Source organism: Alcaligenes sp. Marseille-Q7550 (assembly GCF_965112015.1).
The window spans coordinates 1-17097 of record NZ_CBCOPU010000003.1 but is presented as its reverse complement, the minus strand read 5'-3'; the positions used below and the strand labels follow the sequence as shown (position 1 = coordinate 17097).

At 65.1% G+C, this 17097-nt stretch carries 15 protein-coding genes and 1 tRNA gene; 5 read left to right on the top strand and 11 right to left on the bottom strand.

Annotated elements, in window-relative coordinates; all coding sequences use genetic code 11:
• Both ahbB and nirJ read left to right on the top strand, forming a co-directional pair.
• The gene (gene ahbB, locus ACWPWO_RS16565) at positions 1-504 is read left to right on the top strand and encodes a siroheme decarboxylase subunit beta (RefSeq protein WP_454007530.1); all 504 of its coding nucleotides are present in this window, start codon (positions 1-3) and stop codon (positions 502-504) included.
• Between the two features lie 2 nt (positions 505-506).
• A complete protein-coding gene (gene nirJ, locus ACWPWO_RS16560) occupies positions 507-1652 on the top strand; it encodes a heme d1 biosynthesis radical SAM protein NirJ (RefSeq protein ID WP_454007529.1) in 1146 nt (381 codons plus the stop codon).
• Here nirJ and ACWPWO_RS16555 read toward each other — a convergent pair.
• The 4 genes from ACWPWO_RS16555 to ACWPWO_RS16540 all read right to left on the bottom strand — a co-directional run bounded on the left by ACWPWO_RS16555 (position 1615) and on the right by ACWPWO_RS16540 (position 4806).
• Positions 1615-1749: a hypothetical protein gene (locus ACWPWO_RS16555; protein ID WP_454007528.1), complete on the bottom strand. Its 135-nt coding sequence runs from the start codon at positions 1747-1749 to the stop codon at positions 1615-1617. The two genes, nirJ and ACWPWO_RS16555, sit on opposite strands and share 38 nt — an antisense overlap.
• A 125-nt stretch (positions 1750-1874) precedes the next feature.
• On the bottom strand, positions 1875-2855 hold the full coding sequence (locus tag ACWPWO_RS16550) for a precorrin-2 dehydrogenase/sirohydrochlorin ferrochelatase family protein (protein ID WP_454007527.1): 981 nt from the start codon (positions 2853-2855) through the stop codon (positions 1875-1877).
• 48 nt (positions 2856-2903) lie between these two features.
• Positions 2904-3248, bottom strand: a complete 345-nt coding sequence (locus tag ACWPWO_RS16545) for a c-type cytochrome (protein WP_454007526.1) — start codon at positions 3246-3248, stop codon at positions 2904-2906.
• A 13-nt stretch (positions 3249-3261) separates the two neighbouring features.
• A complete protein-coding gene (locus tag ACWPWO_RS16540) occupies positions 3262-4806 on the bottom strand; it encodes a cytochrome D1 domain-containing protein (protein ID WP_454007525.1) in 1545 nt (514 codons plus the stop codon).
• 315 nt (positions 4807-5121) lie between these two features.
• Here ACWPWO_RS16540 and pdxR point away from each other — a divergent pair, with 315 nt between their 5' ends.
• On the top strand, positions 5122-6588 hold the full coding sequence (pdxR, locus tag ACWPWO_RS16535; protein WP_454007524.1) for a MocR-like pyridoxine biosynthesis transcription factor PdxR: 1467 nt from the start codon (positions 5122-5124) through the stop codon (positions 6586-6588).
• 21 nt (positions 6589-6609) lie between these two features.
• Here the strand turns inward: pdxR and ACWPWO_RS16530 are convergent, their stop codons facing one another.
• From ACWPWO_RS16530 to rnr, 3 genes are all read right to left on the bottom strand, one after another.
• A complete protein-coding gene (locus ACWPWO_RS16530; protein ID WP_454007808.1) occupies positions 6610-7845 on the bottom strand; it encodes a cystathionine gamma-synthase family protein in 1236 nt (411 codons plus the stop codon).
• Between the two features lie 310 nt (positions 7846-8155).
• Positions 8156-8902 carry a 23S rRNA (guanosine(2251)-2'-O)-methyltransferase RlmB gene (gene rlmB / locus ACWPWO_RS16525; protein ID WP_454007523.1) on the bottom strand — a complete coding sequence of 249 codons (747 nt, stop codon included), beginning with the start codon at positions 8900-8902 and terminating at the stop codon, positions 8156-8158.
• A gap of 68 nt (positions 8903-8970) precedes the next feature.
• A complete protein-coding gene (gene rnr / locus ACWPWO_RS16520; RefSeq protein WP_454007522.1) occupies positions 8971-11448 on the bottom strand; it encodes a ribonuclease R in 2478 nt (825 codons plus the stop codon).
• 106 nt (positions 11449-11554) lie between these two features.
• Here rnr and ACWPWO_RS16515 point away from each other — a divergent pair.
• Positions 11555-11639 (top strand) — tRNA-Leu (locus ACWPWO_RS16515).
• A 66-nt stretch (positions 11640-11705) separates the two neighbouring features.
• On the opposite strand, the gene ACWPWO_RS16510 is transcribed toward ACWPWO_RS16515, so the two are convergent.
• Both ACWPWO_RS16510 and rocF read right to left on the bottom strand, forming a co-directional pair.
• On the bottom strand, positions 11706-12758 hold the full coding sequence (locus ACWPWO_RS16510; protein ID WP_454007521.1) for an ornithine cyclodeaminase: 1053 nt from the start codon (positions 12756-12758) through the stop codon (positions 11706-11708).
• 54 nt (positions 12759-12812) lie between these two features.
• Positions 12813-13832 (bottom strand): arginase, encoded by a 1020-nt coding sequence (gene rocF, locus ACWPWO_RS16505; protein ID WP_454006352.1) that lies wholly within the window; start codon positions 13830-13832, stop codon positions 12813-12815.
• A 169-nt stretch (positions 13833-14001) separates the two neighbouring features.
• Here rocF and ACWPWO_RS16500 point away from each other — a divergent pair, with 169 nt between their 5' ends.
• Complete coding sequence (locus tag ACWPWO_RS16500; protein WP_454007468.1) at positions 14002-14439, top strand: Lrp/AsnC family transcriptional regulator; 438 nt, start codon at positions 14002-14004, stop codon at positions 14437-14439.
• A 69-nt stretch (positions 14440-14508) separates the two neighbouring features.
• Here the strand turns inward: ACWPWO_RS16500 and ACWPWO_RS16495 are convergent, their stop codons facing one another.
• Entirely contained in the window at positions 14509-15852 is a 1344-nt protein-coding gene (locus tag ACWPWO_RS16495; RefSeq protein ID WP_454007520.1) for a four-carbon acid sugar kinase family protein, read from the bottom strand.
• Positions 15853-15866: 14 nt separating this feature from the next.
• Positions 15867-17096 (bottom strand): RuBisCO large subunit C-terminal-like domain-containing protein, encoded by a 1230-nt coding sequence (locus ACWPWO_RS16490; protein ID WP_454007519.1) that lies wholly within the window; start codon positions 17094-17096, stop codon positions 15867-15869.
• Position 17097: the final 1 nt, after the last annotated feature.

The window sequence follows — 17097 nt, the reverse complement described above, 5'->3', positions numbered from 1 at the left end:
ATGACTTCACGCCGTCTTGCCCCTGCGGACGCAGCGCTGATCCGCGCCGCGCAGGCCGGTTTGCCCATGGAGCCGGCTCCCTACGAAGCCCTGGCCCTGCGCCTTGGCGTACCCCAGGCCCAGGTGCTGGCCCGGCTGCAGGCCATGCTTGAACAAGGCCTGGTACGCCGCATCGGCGCAGTGCCCAACCACTACGCCCTGGGCTTCGTTGCCAACGGCATGTGCGTCTGGGACGTAGATGACGACCAGGTCGACCAGGCCGGCCAATTGCTGGGCGCATTGCCCGACGTCAGCCACTGCTATCGCCGACCCCGGCACCGCCCGCTGTGGCCCTACAACCTCTTCGCCATGCTGCACGGCACGGATCACGAAGCCGTGCGCGCCCGCGCAAGCGCCATCACTGAAATGTTGCACGCGGCATTGCCCGGCGCCCTGCGGGAGCGCGACATTCTTTTCTCGACCGCCATCCTGAAGAAAACCGGCTTGCGTCTACGGAGCGACTGACCATGTTTCGCATTTCCAGTTTCATCGCCCAATTGCAGAACCCCACGCCCCCGATGCCACCGCGTTACGGCCCGGTCGTGATCTGGAACCTGATCCGGCGCTGCAACCTGCATTGCAGCCACTGCTATTCCGCCTCCGTGGACAAGGACTTCCCCGGCGAACTCTCATTCGCCCAGATCTGTTCCGTCATGGACGACCTGCATGCCTTCGGCGTGCGCGCCCTGATCCTGTCCGGCGGCGAACCCCTGCTGCGTCCCGACATCTTCGACATCGCCCGCCGCGCCCGCAGCCTGGGACTGTACGTGGGCCTGTCCTCCAACGGCACCCTGATCAAGGAGGACAACATCGATGCCATTGCGGACAGCGGCTTCGATTACGTAGGCATCTCCCTGGACGGACTTCAAGCGCGCCACGATCGCATCCGCGGCCAGGACGGCGCCTATTCCGCCTCCCTGAAGGGGCTGAGGCTATGCCGCGACCGGCAATTGAAAGTGGGCATACGCTTCACCCTGACGCAGGAAAACGCCGTCGATCTGCCCGGCCTGCTGGACTTGCTGGGCGACGAAGACATAGACCGCTTCTATCTGTCCCATCTGAATTACGCCGGCCGGGGCGCGCGCCACCGCCGGCAGGACAGCCACCACCAGATGACCCGGCAAGCCATGGAGCAGGTCTTCGAAGCCTGCCTGGCCTACATGCAGGCCGGTCAGCCCAAGGAGTTCACCTCCGGCAACAACGATGCCGACGGCGTATTCTTCCTGCACTGGGTGCGACGCCACTATCCCGAACAGGCAGCCCGGATCCAGGCCAGGCTGCTCCAGTGGGGCGGCAATGCTTCGGGCGTCAATGTGGCCAACATCGACAATCGCGGCAATGTACACCCCGACACCATGTGGTGGCACCACAAGCTGGGCAACGTCCTGTCGCGCCCATTCTCGGCCATCTGGGCAGACACGTCCGAACCGCTTCTGGCCCAGTTGCGCCAACGTCCCCGCCCCGTCAAAGGCCGTTGCGCCCGCTGCGCCTACCTGGCCATCTGCAATGGCAACACCCGCACCCGCGCCCAGAAGAAAACAGGCGACCTTTGGGCGGAAGATCCCGGCTGCTACCTTACGGAACAGGAGATCGCTGCGCCCGGCACGGCCTGAGCCAGGCTGAGCGCAGCAGCAGCAGCAGCAGCAGCAGCAGCAGCAGCAGCAGCAGCAGCAGCAGCAGCAGCAGCAGCAGCAGCAGCAGCAGCAGCACGAAAAAGAAATAAGCCCTCCCGAACGCGCATCAAGATGCTTCCCCGGCGCATGGGCCTGGGAAGCCACGACATTGCAAATCGCCATGAAAATCCGAGTTAAACCTGAAGAATCAGCTTGCCAGGCTCAGATCACTGTGCAACATACGCCCTGTTGCGCCAGCAGCGCGGCCAGCACCTGGGCGTCCCAAGTGGACTTCCATGTGATGACAATGCGCTCGCCCCGCGCCCAGGATCGGCACAGACCCTGCCAGAACGGCGCATCCAGCAAATCCCCCTGCAGAACGCCGCCGGCTTCGTCCAGCGCCAGCAAGCCGGCGTCGCGCCTGGCCTTCTCCAGTATTTCCGGCAAGGTCTGGGGCAAGTACAGGACCCGATCCGCCTGGTTCAGGGCGCGCAATGCACGCAGGGTCAACAGATCGGCCGCCGGCAGATCCGCAATGGCGGCGATGCTGACCTGCGCCTGTCCGAGCTGCGTGCGGGCCTGCAAGGCGGATTCCAGCAAGGCCTCGGCCTTGTCTGTCCTGCCGGCGGCAAGCAGCGCCTGCGCCTCGCTGTCCAGCAGCCAGTCGAAGAAGCGGCGCCGGGCGTTCACGTCGGGGAAAGCCAGCTTGATATCGCGCCGGTAGCGCGCGGCCAGCGCGGCAAGCAGGCCTAGTGATTCCTCCAGCACGCCTTCGATGCGCTCCCTGGTTCGGCGCGCCAGTACGGGCGCCGAACCGGCCGACGACACGGCTACCATGAGGGGCGAACGATCGATGATGGCCGGCACCTGGACGGAAGACAATTGCGCATCGTCGACGACATTGCACGGCATGCGCAACTGATGGGCCGCCGTCGCCACGGCCTGGTTGGCGTCGCGCCGACCGGTGGCGGCGATCGCCAGCCAACTGCCTTCCAGGTGGGCGGGCGCAAACAAGGCGAATACGCTGCGCAAAGCGCCCGCCTGGGCGCTGGCCCGCAGCCAGGGCGTCTGCTCGGGCGCCACCACGGTGACGTTGGCGCCCGAGCGCAGCAGCAGTCTGACCTTGCGTTCGGCCACCACGCCGCCGCCCACTACGGTGACCGCTTTGCCCGCCAGGTCGAAGAACAAAGGAAACAGGTTCATTCCACACTATCCTTGCGGCGCCGGGATGGCCCGGCGCCGGTACGAGAATTACTTCAGGCCGGCGAAATACTCTGCCAGCTCGCGGATGATTTCATCGCTGAGCGGCTCCGCCATCGAGCTCATGACAGGGTCGTTGCGCTCGCGGGTCTTGAACGCATGCAACTGCTTGACCAGGTATTCCGCTTTCTGCCCCGCAAGATTGGGGTACAGGCCCACGCTGCTGATTCCATCGCCCCCATGGCACGAAGCGCACATGGGCAATAGCGAGCCCGCCTGTACGGAAAGATCGGTCTGCGGCGTCTCGCCGACCAGTTCGGGCTTCGCGTCCGTCGCCCAGGCCTGGCCCAGGCCAAGGCCGCACAGCACGATGGCGGTTCCAAGCATCGATTTCATGGTTTCCCCTTCATCAGAATTTCTGGGTTTCAGGCTGGCCTATGGTCAGCCAGCGCGTACGGGCCCGGGAGAATATCCCGGAGGGGCTTTCCATCTTGTGTTCGGCCACCAGTTCCAGCGTGCGGCTGTCGTAGATCTTGAGGCGGTCTCCCCAGTAGCCGGAACTGACGTACAGGAAATCGCCCGTACGGTTGTAGTTCGGGAAGAAGGAATGGCCGCCCACGTCCAGGGTCTTGGCGACTTCCAGTGTGTTTTTGTCGATGAGCTGGATCCAGGGGGCGGGCTTGTCCTTGTCCACGATGTCCCCCGCCCCGTCCGGCGCATTCGGGTGCGCGGCCGGCGACTCCGTGGCGCCGGCCACCGGGATCTGCTTGACCACCGAGAAATCCTTGGGGTCCCAGACCGTGACCACGGAGCCTTTCTTGCACGTGCCCATATTGGTGCCGAACGCCAGCATGCGGCCATTGATCTCGGTTACCGAGCCCGAGCCTACATGCGGCTGGCAGCCCGCCGGTATGTCGCGCACCACCTTGTCTTCCTTCAGGTCGATGGCAACGAACTTGTTGTCGTCGTAGGACGCCACCATGGAGTAGCGGCCGTCGGGCGTCAGGAAGGTATCGTGCAGCAGGCGGCCCACCTTCTTGAGCTTGGTCACCGGCATGCCGGGCTTGTCCGGATCGATGATCCAGATCTGTCCGGCCTGGCGCAGCGTCAGGGCGAACTTGTTGTTGATGCGGCTGCCGATGACGGGCCCGCCAGCGGACTTGACGAACTTGCCATCGGGGTCCTCGCCCTCCAGGTCCATGTACTTGACCGGTTCGAGCGTGTCGGCCTTCAGGATGGCGACGCTGCGCGGCACGAAGGAGCTGATGGCAAGCCATTTTCCATCCTTGGAAACGGCGATGCCCGGCCCGGTCAGGCCGACCTTGGCCTGGCGCACGATCTGCAACGTGTAGAGGTCGATCTTGTAGACGTGACCGTCATCGCTCTTGAGCCAGGCCCAGCGTTCGCTGGCCGGGCTGAAGTCCATGATGTGCGGCGCGCTGGGCGTGGCGATCTCGCCCACCACCTGGTTGGTCTTGCCGTCCAGGAACACCGTGCGGGCATTGTTGCCTTCGTCGCCGCGGCCGTAGCGGCCGCGCGCCATGACCACCATCAGGTCGTAGACCGAATCGATGGCATAGGCAGGCTTGGCGGGCAGCGTGGCCTCGTCCACCAGCACTTTGACGCTGGCGCGGATCTCGTCCATGCCCCATTTGAGATCCGCCGCCGGCTCCGTCTTGATCAGGTGCGCCAGCGCGCGGACGTCCTCGTCGGCCAGGCGTCCGGCGAACGGCGGCATCAAGGTGTCCGGTATGCCGGTCATGATGGTGCCCCGCAAGGCGATCTCGCTTTGCACCAGCCTGTCGCTGGTCAGGGCGGGAGCGATATAGCCGCCCCGGTCCGCGCCGTGACAGACAGCGCAATTCTGTTGAAACAAATGATCGACCCGAACCTGCTCCTCGGTCGTTGCGGCCAGGGCCGAACCGACCGCGGCCGGCAGGAGCGCCAGAGTCATGAGCTTTCTGTACATCCTAGTACCTCCAACAATCGCCCTGCAGAACGGCAAGGCCGACTGCACTATAACGATTGTGATTTTTTCTTGAAAAGGTACAGATACAGGATCGCCGCTGGTTACGGATTGACTCAGGCGCAAAACGCAGGCCGGCTTGGCTTTCAGGCCCTACTCAGCGTCCCTGGTGTGCAGGCTGGACATATTTATCACGAACGAATGACTGCTTGACGCAGCGCAAGGCCCCAATGCCTGCCTCAGGCCTATAGTCGTAGGGTACGGCTCGATTGCAGACAGCCTCCGATTTACCCGTTCCATGCCATGTTCTCATTGCCCATCACCCTGACTCATGCGCACGGCTCGCCCTACAAGCGGCAGATCGCGCGCCAGATCGAAACCCTCATCTGCTCCGGCCGCCTGCAGGACGGCAACCGCCTGCCCTCCATCACCCGCATGGCCTCCCTGCTCCAGGTCTCCAAGAACACCGTCATGGGAGCGTACGACCTGCTCATCGACTCCAACCTGATCCACAGCGAGCCCAGCCGCGGCTTCTTCGTCACCGCGCATCGACGCGGGTCTTCCAAGAGCGCGGATCCTGATTTCGTGCAGGATGGACCGGCCTCCGTCCATACGGATCCGGTGAATCTGGCCAGGGCCAGCGGCGTGCACGTCCCTCCGCCGCCCGTGCCCATACGGTTCGACTTCAAGGTGGGCCGTCCGTCCGTGCATGCTTTTCCGCTGCGCCAGTTCATCCATCTGTCCAACCAACTGCTGCGCCATGCCGGCTCGGCCATGGCCGATTACACGCCGCCCGAAGGTCTGTGGGGCCTGCGGCTGCAGATCGCCGACTACCTGGCCGCCACCAAGGGGATCAAGGCCGATCCTGAACACGTCATCGTCACGGCGGGCAGCCAGGAGGCGCTCAGCCTGATCGCCTCGCATTTCCTGGATCACAACAGCGCGGCCGTGCACGAATCGCCGGGTTACACCGGCTTCTACAACCTGTTGCGCCGCCACGGGGCGCAGGCCTGCCCCGTGCCCGTGGACGAACAGGGCCTGCGCACGGATCTCCTGCCCGACGCGCCAGTGCGCCTGGCATTCGTCACGCCGTCCCACCAATACCCGCTGGGCCACACCCTGTCCATGGAGCGGCGCCGGCAACTGCTGGAGTGGGCTGGACGCACGGGCGCCATCATCATCGAGGACGATTACGACGGGGACTTCTGCTCCGGTCCCGCCCTGCCCCCGCCGCTGGCGGCCATGAGCCCGCGGCAGGTCATCTACCTGGGTTCTTTTTCCAAGACGCTGGGGCCGGGCCTGAGGCTGGGCTACATGGTCTGTCCGCCGGCGCTGGCGCGAGACTTCATCGAACGCAAGGCGCTGCTGAACAATGGCTCGCCCTGGCTGGCCCAGGCCGTGCTGGCGCGCTACTTCGACGAATACAGTTTCGCCCGCCACCTGCAGGTCCTGCGACGCCGCTACCTGGAACAGCGCGACACCCTGCTGCAGGGGCTGGCCGACATCTGGGGCGATGCGGGAACCGTCAGCGGCCAGAATGCCGGCATGCACCTGGCCTTCCGCCTTCCAGACCACAGTCCCGGCGCCCACATCCTGGCCAATGCGGCGCTGCGCCACGGCATCCGGCTCTATCCACTAGCCCAGGCGGCCAGCCGGGAGTCCGACACGGCGGATCCCCGCCATCTGCTGTTCGGCTACGCCCGCCTGGAATGCGTCGAAATCCGCCAGGCCATGAAACTGTTGGGAGCCGTGCAGCGCGCCATCACCTGAAGCGCACCGCCCGGCCGGCGATCAGGACCGGGCCAGCGCCTGATCAAAGTCGCCGGTCAGGTCGGCGATATCCTCGATGCCGACGGAAATGCGCAGCTGATTGTCGGCAATGCCCATGATGGCGCGCTGTTCGGCGCCCATCTCGTAATAGATGGTGTGAGCCACCGGCAGCACCAGGCTGCGGTTGTCGCCCAGATGCGTGGCCAGGATGAACACGTTCAGGCGATTCAGAAAATCGAACACCTCCACGTCCTCGGCCAGCACCACGCTCATCAATCCGCCGAAACGATTGCCGAACAAATCGGCGGCGCGCTCGTGCTGGGGATGATCCTCCAGGCCGGGATACTGCACCTTGCGCACGCGCGGATGCGCCTGCAGGAAGCGCGCCAGCGCCAGGGCGTTGGAACAGATGCGCTCCATGCGCAAAGGCAGGGTCTCGGAACCCACGGCCAGGCGATGGGCCACGTCCGAGGACAAGGTGCCGCCCATGTCGCGCAGGCCTTTTTTCTTGATCTGGGTCAGCCCCCAGGAGCGTGGATTGCCGTTGCGGTAGACCTCGGCAATATTGGGATAGTCGCTCCAGTCGAACAGCCCCGTGTCCGTGACCATGCCGCCCAGGGCATTGCCATGGCCGCCGATGTGCTTGGACAGGGAGTTGACCACCAGGGAGGCCTTGAAATCGCGCGACGGGCGCAGGTAGGGCGAGGACAGCGTGGCGTCCACCACGTAGACCAGGCCCTGCTCTTCGCACCACTGCCCCACGCCCTGCAGATCGGCGATCTGCGTGCCCGGATTGGCGATGGTTTCCACGAACACCATGCGGGTGTTGGGCTGTCGGGCGGCCTGCACCTGTGCCAGGTCGGTGGCATCCACCAACGTGATCTCCACGCCCAGCTCGCGCAGCGTACCCAGCAGGCTGTTGGTGTTGCCGAAGATGTACTTGCTGGTGATCAGGTGGTCGCCCTGGCGCAGCAGGGTGAAGAAGGTCGCGGTCAAGGCCGCCATGCCGGTGGCAAAGCTGACGCTGCCCACGCCTTTCTCCATGCGCGTGACCTTGGCCTCCAGCGCCGCCGTGGTGGGCGTGCCCTGGCGGGAGTAGGTAAAGCCGGCCTTGCCCTGGAAAACGGCCGCCAATTCGCGGGCATCGCTGAAACCATATTCGGTGGACGGATGCAGCGGCTGGTGGATGGCGCCGTGCTGAGTGCCCAGGCGGCGGTCGGAATGCAGGGTGGAAGTAGTAAAGCCGTTTTCGTCCATGATCGTGTTCAAAACCTAAGTTTGCGTGCGCCAGATGAAGAATGCCCCACGCCGCGCAGGCCATGCCTGCTTGCCGCCCGCCTCGCGGCCTGTATGCCGCTCCGGTTGGCCAGGCGCGCCACAGTCCGCGGGGGCTGCAACGTGTCCGTGCCCATCCCCAGAGGGGGGGTTTTGTCTTGGGGTGGTCCGGCGACAAAAAAGCGAAGCCTGGGCTTCGCGTTTCTGGCGGCTGACTATCTATTATCTTGGGAAGCGCAGACGGTCAGCCTGAGTTTTTTATACAGATAAGTTATGTAGCGAACTCGCCGCCCTAAGCCGAGCTGCGCTGGCGCAGCGTTTCGTACAGGCACACGGCGCTGGCCACGCTGACATTCAGGCTCTCCACGGCGCCCATCATGGGGATGGAGACCAGTTCATCGCAGGTTTCGCGGGTCAGGCGGCGCATGCCCTCGCCCTCCGCCCCCATGACCCAGGCCATGGGTCGGCGCGCGTCGACCTGGTGCAGCGAATGCGCGGCCTGGTCGTCCGTACCCACCAGCCAGACGTCGCGTTCGCGCAACTGGCGCATGGTGCGCGCCAGATTGGTCACGGTGATGTAAGGCGTGGACTCCGCGCCGCCGCAGGCCACGCGCGAGACCGTGGCGTTCAGGCCGACGGCGCGATCGCGCGGGGCGATCACGGCATGCGCGCCGGCCGCATTGGCGGTACGCAGACAGGCGCCCAGATTATGCGGATCCGTGACGCCGTCCAGGATCAGCAGGAAAGGAACCTGTCCGGCTTCCTCCAGATCGTCCAGCAGTTCGTTGACATCCACCGCCAGCTCCTGCTCGTCGGCCAGCGCGACCACGCCCTGGTGGCGGGTGCCCTTGGAAAGACCGTTCAGACGTTCCGCCTGCACAGGGATGACTTTCAGCCCCGCCTGCTGGATCTGGTCGATGAAGGACAGCATGCGCTTGTCGCGCCGGGTCTCGTCCACGTATACCTCGCGCACCGACGAGGCGGCGTGACGAACTCGGGCTACTACGGCATGAAAGCCGGCCAAAACCTGCTGGGGCATAACAATCCTTGAAGAAACGGAGGGCAAAGACAGAGCCGGACAGGTGCGCCCGGCCCTGTATTGTACGCCTATCGGCGCCGCCCCCTGGGGCTGCGCGTGGACTTGGCGGCCTTGGCGGCTTTCTCGGTGGCGCGCTTCTCGTCGCGGGCGGTCTGCTTCTGGGTGGCGCGCCGCTGCGAAGCGGTCGTGCCCTTCAGGGCTTCCGGCTTGGCGGAGGCAGCCTTCTTGATGTGGCGCTCGGGCTGCTCGGGCGCGGCGGCCGCCGCCTTCAAAGCCTTATAGCCCGTGCCCTTGACCAGACGGAACTCGATGCGGCGCGCTTCCAGGTCCACGCGCGCAACCTGCACCTGCACCGGATCGGTCAGGCGATAGCGTATCCCGGTGCGCTCGCCGCGCAGCTCGTTCAAGGTCTCGTTGTACTGGAAATAATCGGCGCCCAGCTCGGACACGTGCACCAGACCCTCCACGTACAGGGTATCCAGCGTGACGAACAGGCCGAAGCTGGTGACGCCGCTGACCTTGCCGGAGTACTCCTCGCCCACGTGCTCCTTGACGAACCAGCACTTGAGCCAGGCTTCCACATCCTTGGAAGCTTCGTCGGCGCGGCGCTCGCGCGCCGACAGCAAGGTCCCGAGCCGCTCCCAGCGGGCGAAGTCGCGCTTGCTGGCCGGCAAGGCCGCATCGCCCGGCTCGTCCTCGATGGCCGGTACGTAGCGCTCGTCCTTCAGGATGGACTTGATGACCCGATGCACCAGCAGATCCGGATAGCGTCGGATGGGCGAGGTGAAATGCGCATACAGCGGATAGGCCAGGCCGAAGTGGCCGGTCTTTTCCGGACTGTAGATGGCCTGCTGCATGGAACGCAGGCACATGGTCTGGATCACCGCGAAGTCCGGCCGCCCGCGCGCGGCGGCCACCACCTTGGCGTAGTCGGCCGCTGTGGGCTCGTCCCCGCCTTCCAGCGCGAGGCCCAGGCTGCGCAAGTACTCGCGCAGCGCTTCCAGCTTGGGCGGCGTGGGGCCGTCGTGCAGCCGGTACAGGCCGTTGCGGCGGTTGCGGGCGATGAAATCGGCCGCGCAGGTGTTGGCCGCCAGCATGCATTCTTCGATGAGCTTGTGCGCGTCGTTGCGCACCAGCGGTTCGATGCGCTCGATGCGGCCCAGCGGATTGCAGATGATCTTGGTCTCGACCGTGTCGAAGTCGATGGCGCCGCGCGCCGCGCGACGCTCGGCCAGCAGGCGATACAGCGCATAGAGATTCTGCACGGGCTCGAGCACGTGCTGGATCTGCTGGGCGGCCGGCCCGGTGGGCTGCTGCAGCGCGCTCCAGATGTCGGTGTAGGTAGTACGCGCATGCGAATGGATGACGGCCTCATAGAACTGGTAGGCCGACACCGTGCCCGACTTGGGCCCGTCGGCCAGCACCACCATGTCGCACACCATGACCAGGCGGTCCACCGCCGGGTTGAGCGAACAGATGCCGTTGGACAGGCTCTCGGGCAGCATGGGGATCACGCGGCGCGGGAAGTACACGCTGGTGCCGCGCTCCAGGGCGTCGGCATCCAGGGCGTCGCCCGAGCGCACGTAGTGGCTGACGTCCGCAATGGCGACCAGCAGGCGCCAGGCCAGGCGGCGGCGCTTGCCGGTGCCTATGTCCACCTGCTCGCAATACACGGCGTCGTCGAAGTCGCGCGCGTCCTCGCCGTCGATGGTGATGAACGGCACGTCGCGCAGGTCCACGCGCCCCTTGTATTCGGTCGGCTTGACCTTGGCCGGGATGCGGGCGGCCTGCTTGAGGGCGGCCTCGGAGAAATCCACCGGCACCTCGAACTTGCGCACGGCGATCTCGATTTCCATGCCGGGATCGTCGATTTCCCCCAGCACTTCGATCACGCGGCCCAGCGGCTGACGATGGCGCTCGGGCTGCTGCGTGATCTGTACGGTCACGACCTGGCCGGACTCGGCCTCGCCCTGTTCGCCGGGCGGGATCAGGATGTCGTGCTTGATGCGCTGGTCCTCGGGCACCACGATGAAGGCGCCGCGCTCGCGCAGGAAGCGCCCCACCAGCTTGCTGGTATGGCGCTCGGTGACCTCGACGATGGAGGCGTCGGGCTTGCCGCGATATTCGCCGTCGATGCGTACCAGGACGCGGTCGCCATGCAATACCTTGGCCATTTCCCGAGGCGACAGGAACAGGTCGGGCTGACCATCGTCGCGCTGCAGAAAGCCGAAGCCGTCGCGATGGCCCAACACCCGGCCGGCGATGAAGCCGGTCTGCGTGTTCTTGCGGATCTTGCCATCGGCTCCCACTAGCAGCTGGCCGTCGCGCTCCATGGCGCGCACGCGTCGCTCGAACCCCACCGAAACCGGCAACGCAAGGCCCAGCTTGAGAGCCAGGCTTTGAATGTCCTGCGCTTCCGAGAAATCCCGCACCACCGCCAGGATACGCTCCCGCGAAGGGGTATCGGGGTCGAAATCAGGCGGCAATTCGTAACGACCCGTTGGTTCAATCAGGTCCTCGGTACTGTTCTGGAATTTTTTGATCAAAAGGACACTTCCATTATTAAAAAATTATGCCTATAATCCTTTTCTTTGCTGCTCACGCAGCAAGACGTTGCAGGCTTTTGGCACAGACATAAGCATACAACGTTATGCCCAGGTGGCGGAATTGGTAGACGCGCATGGTTCAGGTCCATGTGCCGCAAGGTTTGGAGGTTCGAGTCCTCTCCTGGGCACCAGATTCCTTGAAAAGCCGGTTGTCGAAAGACAGCCGGCTTTTTGCTTTATCCGGCCTATGCGTTCACTCAGGCGACGCGGCGGATGCGCGCGCTGGAGCCGCGGCCACGGGTATGGCGAAATACATCCTTGGGGTCGTCATCGACCCAGGGCACCAGCTCGATCTTGACGCCGAAGTTTCGTTTCTCCGCTTGTTCGTTGATATAGCGCAGCGTGGAATAGTCTTCCAGGGCGAACCCGACCGAATCAAAGATCGTCACCTCGCTCCGGCTGCGGCGGCCCGGCGTCTCTCCTGCCAGAACCCGCCAGAGTTGTTCAACCGCAAAGTCGGCGGGCATCTGTTGCAGGTCGCCTTCGATGCGCGTCTGAGGTTCGTATTCGACGAATACGCGTCCTGCACGCAGGACGTCGGCGTGCAGTTCGGTTTTTCCAGGGCAGTCCCCGCCAACGGCATTGATATGCATGCCCGGCTCGATCATGTCAGGCGTGAGAATCGTGGCGCGGGCCTTGTCGGCAGTGATCGTGGTCACGATATCGGAGCCTTGCACCGCCTCTGCTATCGATTCGACGCGCCGGATGGACAGGTCGGCGTATTCGGCCAGATTGCGCATCAGCTTGGCAGTGGCGCCCGGGTCGATGTCGTAGGCCGCGATTTCCCGAATGCCAAGATGCTTGTGAAAGGCCAGCGCCTGGAATTCGCTTTGTGCGCCATTGCCGATCAGCGCCATGCGGCGTGAGTCGGGGCGCGCCAGGGCGCGCGTCGCCATCAGCGAGGTGGCGGCGGTGCGCAGGGCGGTGGCCACGGTGAGCTCGGACAGCAGTATCGGATAACCGGTCTCGACCTCCGCCAGGACGCCGAATGCCATGACGGTATGCAAGCCGCGCGCCGTATTGCGGGGATGGCCGTTGACATACTTGAAGGCATAACGGTGGGTATCGGAGACGGGCATCAATTCGATCACGCCTATGTCCGAATGACTGGCGACGCGGGCCGATTTGTCGAATTCCGGCCAGCGGATGAAGTCGCTTTCTATGTTGTCGGCCAGATCGGCGATGAAGGTATCGGCGCCGATCGTTTCGATCAGTTGCGACATGGTGGACACATCGATGAAACGCGTCATGGTTGGACTCTCCTTGGAATGAACCCCCGCCTGCCGGACCAGTACGCCGGAGGATCAAGTTGCTGGCGACGAATCCCGCCCGCGTGCTTGCTCCTCGCGCTTCCATGGGCGTACCAGCGTGCTCTTGCCGAACAGGCTTTCCACCAGGTCAACGACAAGTTCGGCGGTCTGGTTGCGGATGTCGAGCGCGGGGTTGAGTTCGACGATGTCGAGCGAGGCCAGCCTGCCCGTGTCCGCGATCATTTCCATGCAGAGCTGCGCTTCGCGGTAGTTGGGTCCGCCCCGCACGATGGTGCCGGTGCCGGGGGCGATCTCGGGATCGAGAAAATCGATGTCGAAGCTCAGATGCAGGTGCACCTTGTCGGCGTCTTCCCCGTCCAGTCCCGCCAGAGCGCTGCGCATGACCTCGCGCATGCCCAGCTCGTCGATGGCGCGCATGTCGTAGACCTCCAGGCCGAGCTGCTGGATCATGCGTTTCTCGGCTTCATCGACGCTGCGCAAGCCGATCTGGCAGACCTCGCCAGGCCGCAGTGCAGGCCTTGCTCCAGACATGCCTGTGAGCGCCGCGGGTCCCAGTCCATACAGATTGGCCACCGGCATGCCATGGGCATTCCCGCTGGGAGAGATTTCGGGCGTATTGGAGTCCGAGTGCGCATCCAGCCAGAGCACGCGCAGGCGTTTGCCTGCCGCGCGGCAGTAGCGCGCCACGGCGCTGATGGATCCGGTCGCCAATGTATGGTCGCCGCCGAGCATGATGGGAACGCGGCCTTCGATCAACTGCGTATGCACGGCGTCGTGTGCGGCCCGGTTCCAGGCTATGCATTCGGCCAGGTTGCGCAGGCCTTGTGCTTGCGGATCCCGGGCGCCCTGCGGATTGGGCGGGCCGGCCAGGTTTCCTAGGTCGCGAACGTCGACCCCGAAGCGTTTCAAGGCGGGCCCGAGCTGCGCGACACGCAGCGCGTCTGGACCCAGGGACGCGCCCAGCCTGGTTGCGCCTACATCGGTGGGCACGCCGATCAGGGTGACTCGGGTCAAGGGTTGGTCGGGGCTGGTGGGAAATTGATGGTCGCTCATTTTTGGACACGGCTCCTCATGAAAGTACAGACAGCATGCGCGCAACATCGTTTCCATCCGTACATGCGCATAGCATCCCACGGAAGAGAGACAAACAAAATGGCAAATTCTGCTGTCACATTGCATAATTATTGCCATTAAGTCAGGTTGGATTGGCAAAATGAACAGTCTGGACAAGATCGACCAGCAATTGATCGCGCATTTGCGCCACAACGCGCGCGCAAGCGTGGCCACATTGGCGTCGCGCCTGGGCGTGTCGCGGGGCACCGTGACCAACCGCCTGAACAGACTGGAGGAGCGCGGCGTGATCGTGGGCTACACCGTGCGTTTGCGTCCCGAGACAGAAACCGGCGGTTTGCATGCATGGATGGGCGTCGCGATCGAAGGAAACGACGCCCGTCGCGTGGCCGCATCCTTGCTGGGGGAGCCTAGCGTGCTGGCCTTGCACGCCACCAATGGACGATGGGACCTGCTGGTCGAGCTGCAGGTGGCGACCTTGCCGGAGTTGGCTCATGCACTTGAGCGGATACGGTTGATCAAGGGCATCAGCAATTCGGAAACCAGCATCCACCTGGAGACCCTGCGCGCCGCGCCCGACGCCAGATAGACGCAGACCTGTTGTCGGTGTCATGGCTGATCTGAAAGAAGACCGGCTGTCGAAAGACAGCCGGTTTTTCTATGAGCTGTGCAGGCTCGGGGATTCGCCCAGGATAACCCGATCGAAGAAGTCTTCCTGCCCCATCTGTCCGCCCTTGAGCACCAGCTCCAGGCCGTGCAGCTCGTCGTCGCTGTGGCATTGGCATAGCGAGACGCCGGGGCTGACCTGGCCCAGATGGCTCAATCCCCAGATGCCCAGCGCTTGCGTGCTCAGGCTGGACGTGTCGCCGCCGGCGATGCACAGGCGCGACAGCATGTCCTCGCGCCGCAGACGTCGCGCCAGGCCGCCCACCAGCCGTGCCGTATCCTGGGATACAAGGTCAACCGGCAGGGGTGACGAGGCGTCGGCCGTACGCGTTTTCAGCAAGGTGTGGCGGCCTTGCTGCAGCATGCGGCAGACCGTCTCCTGGAGTTCCTGCGCGTAGGTCGGCGATTGATGCAATTGCCGTGGATCCAGGTCCAGCACCGTCGCCTGGCGGCATCGCGCCACCTGCATGGCAGTGACGGGCGACTGGCTGCCCACGACGATCAGAGCCGGCTTGGCCGCGGCCTGGAGGCTGGTCTGCGACAGGGGCGTCAAATCGCCTTGCCGGCTCAAGTAGGCCTGGGCGACGCTGCTGGCGCCTGCTGCCAGTACGGTGCCGACATGGCTCAGTTCCTCCAGCAGCGCACCGGCGCGGGCGATATCCTCGTCCCGGCTGATGTCCAGCACCGGATGCAGATGGCCCTGCCGTACGGCGGCCTGCAGCCAGGCGTCCGTCTGCCCGCGGCTTGTCCAGTCCGGCCTGCCGTATTCCGTGTAGGGCATGGCGATCAGGTTCGTCAGCCCTTGCGCCTGCAGGTGCCGCAACAGGTCCGCTTCCTGCATGGGGGTCACGGGATGACGGCTCATGGTGGGATGGCGATCCAGCCTGTGCGCGTCGCCGTCCTGTCCCGCCCGTGCGAACAGATACCCGAAAACGCAGTAGCGTCCCAGGCTCGGTTGCCCGCCCAGGATGGGCGTCACCGGAACCTGGGCGGCCGGACGCAGGCAATCCAGGGCTGTGGCGATATTGCCGACTTCCGGGCCGCTGTCGAAGGTGGAACAGATCTTGTAGTGCAGCACCTGCGGCTGCAGCGCGGCGAAGAAACGGGCGGCGGGCTCCAGGACGGCGCGCATGCGGGCCGGTTCCAGTGAACGGGTGGCGCCGGCCAGCCCTACGGCCTGTACGCCGGCCAGTTGCGCCAGGCGTCGCTGGGTTGGCGTGCCCAGCAGCAGGACGGCGCGCAGGCCGCCCTGGCTCAAGGTGGCCAGGGTGTCGCTGGCGCCGGTGAAGTCGTCGCCGTACCAGGCGTAGCGCGGGCGGAGTGGACCGGAAGTCATGTGCATCCGCCTGGTCAGGCCACCTTGGGACCGAAGAATTCCAGCGCGTGCGCCAGCTCGGGGCAGGCGCGCGCCTTGTCCTGCAGGGCAAGGCCCTGGCCGGCCGCTTCCCAGGCCTGGCGCAGGCTCAGCACGCCGGCCTGCGCGCCGTCCGGATGGGCCAGGATGCCGCCGCCGGCCATGAACAGCACGTCCGTGCCGCCGGCGGCCTCCCAGGTCGCGGGCACGGTGCCGGCCCATTGGCCTGACGACACCACGGGCAATACGCGGTCGTCGCTCCAGTCGTCCAAGCTGTGCAGGCAGTGCGCGATGGCTTCGCGCACCTCGGCGTCGGGCTGGGCGAATTTGCCCTCCAGGCCGTGGACGTGGATATGGTCCGCGCCGGCCAGTCGCCACAGAGTCTGGTAGGCCGAGACGGAAATGCCCAGCAAGGGATGGCGTGACAGTGCGCCGTAGCCGTTGCGATGGGCGTGCAGGGCCAGTCCGGTGTGGCGGCGCAGGGTCTGCAGCGCCGAGTAGCCCACCCAGTTCTGGCTGACCATCACGCAGCTGCCGCCTTCGCGCTCGACCAGATCGGCATGACGTTTCATGGCGTCGGTCTCGTCGCTGATGTTGAAGGCGTACATCACATGCTTGCCGCTGCGCTGCTCGTGGTCCCGGATTACGCCCATCACGGCCGGTATGCGTTCATCCAAGGGAGAGTGCGCCGGATCCGCGCAGACCTCGTCGTCCTTGATGAAGTCCACCCCGGCCCGGCATAAGGTTTCCACCAGCTGGACGATGTCCGGCGTGCGCAGTCCCACGCTGGGCTTGATGATGGTGCCGACCAGGGCGCCCTGGTCCACGCCTGTGCGCCGGCGCGTGCCCGCAATGCCCAGGGCCGGCGCATCGAAGCGGCGGCGATAGTGGGCGGGCAGCTCCAGGGATTCCAGGCGCAGGCCCGTGACCTCGCCCAGGTCGAACAGATTGCCGGTCACGCAGGCCGCCAGCGTGGGCAGGTTGGCGCCGATGTTGGCGATGGGGAAACGGATGTCCACCTGTGCGCGCCGCCAGGGGCCGCGTATGCCGCGCCGCTCCAGCAGGGCATTGGACAGGCTGGGCAGCGGCGCGCTGTCCAGCTCCAGGATGCGTTCCACGGTGGCGCGGGCCCGTTCGCGCAGTTCGTCGGTCTCGCCGGCCACGCGGGTGAAGGTGCCGCAGGACTGTTCGCCGGCGATCACTTCGGCGACCTGTTCAGGCGGCAGC

What these genes read in the sequence shown, in the direction of transcription:
- ahbB (WP_454007530.1), top strand. Translation starts at nt 1, where the DNA reads ATGACTTCACGCCGTCTTGCCCCTGCGGACGCAGCGCTGATCCGCGCC.
- nirJ (WP_454007529.1), top strand. Translation starts at nt 507, where the DNA reads ATGTTTCGCATTTCCAGTTTCATCGCCCAATTGCAGAACCCCACGCCC.
- ACWPWO_RS16550 (WP_454007527.1), bottom strand. Translation starts at nt 2,855, where the DNA reads ATGAACCTGTTTCCTTTGTTCTTCGACCTGGCGGGCAAAGCGGTCACC.
- ACWPWO_RS16545 (WP_454007526.1), bottom strand. Translation starts at nt 3,248, where the DNA reads ATGAAATCGATGCTTGGAACCGCCATCGTGCTGTGCGGCCTTGGCCTG.
- ACWPWO_RS16540 (WP_454007525.1), bottom strand. Translation starts at nt 4,806, where the DNA reads ATGACTCTGGCGCTCCTGCCGGCCGCGGTCGGTTCGGCCCTGGCCGCA.
- pdxR (WP_454007524.1), top strand. Translation starts at nt 5,122, where the DNA reads ATGTTCTCATTGCCCATCACCCTGACTCATGCGCACGGCTCGCCCTAC.
- ACWPWO_RS16530 (WP_454007808.1), bottom strand. Translation starts at nt 7,845, where the DNA reads ATGGACGAAAACGGCTTTACTACTTCCACCCTGCATTCCGACCGCCGC.
- rlmB (WP_454007523.1), bottom strand. Translation starts at nt 8,902, where the DNA reads ATGCCCCAGCAGGTTTTGGCCGGCTTTCATGCCGTAGTAGCCCGAGTT.
- ACWPWO_RS16510 (WP_454007521.1), bottom strand. Translation starts at nt 12,758, where the DNA reads ATGACGCGTTTCATCGATGTGTCCACCATGTCGCAACTGATCGAAACG.
- rocF (WP_454006352.1), bottom strand. Translation starts at nt 13,832, where the DNA reads ATGAGCGACCATCAATTTCCCACCAGCCCCGACCAACCCTTGACCCGA.
- ACWPWO_RS16495 (WP_454007520.1), bottom strand. Translation starts at nt 15,852, where the DNA reads ATGACTTCCGGTCCACTCCGCCCGCGCTACGCCTGGTACGGCGACGAC.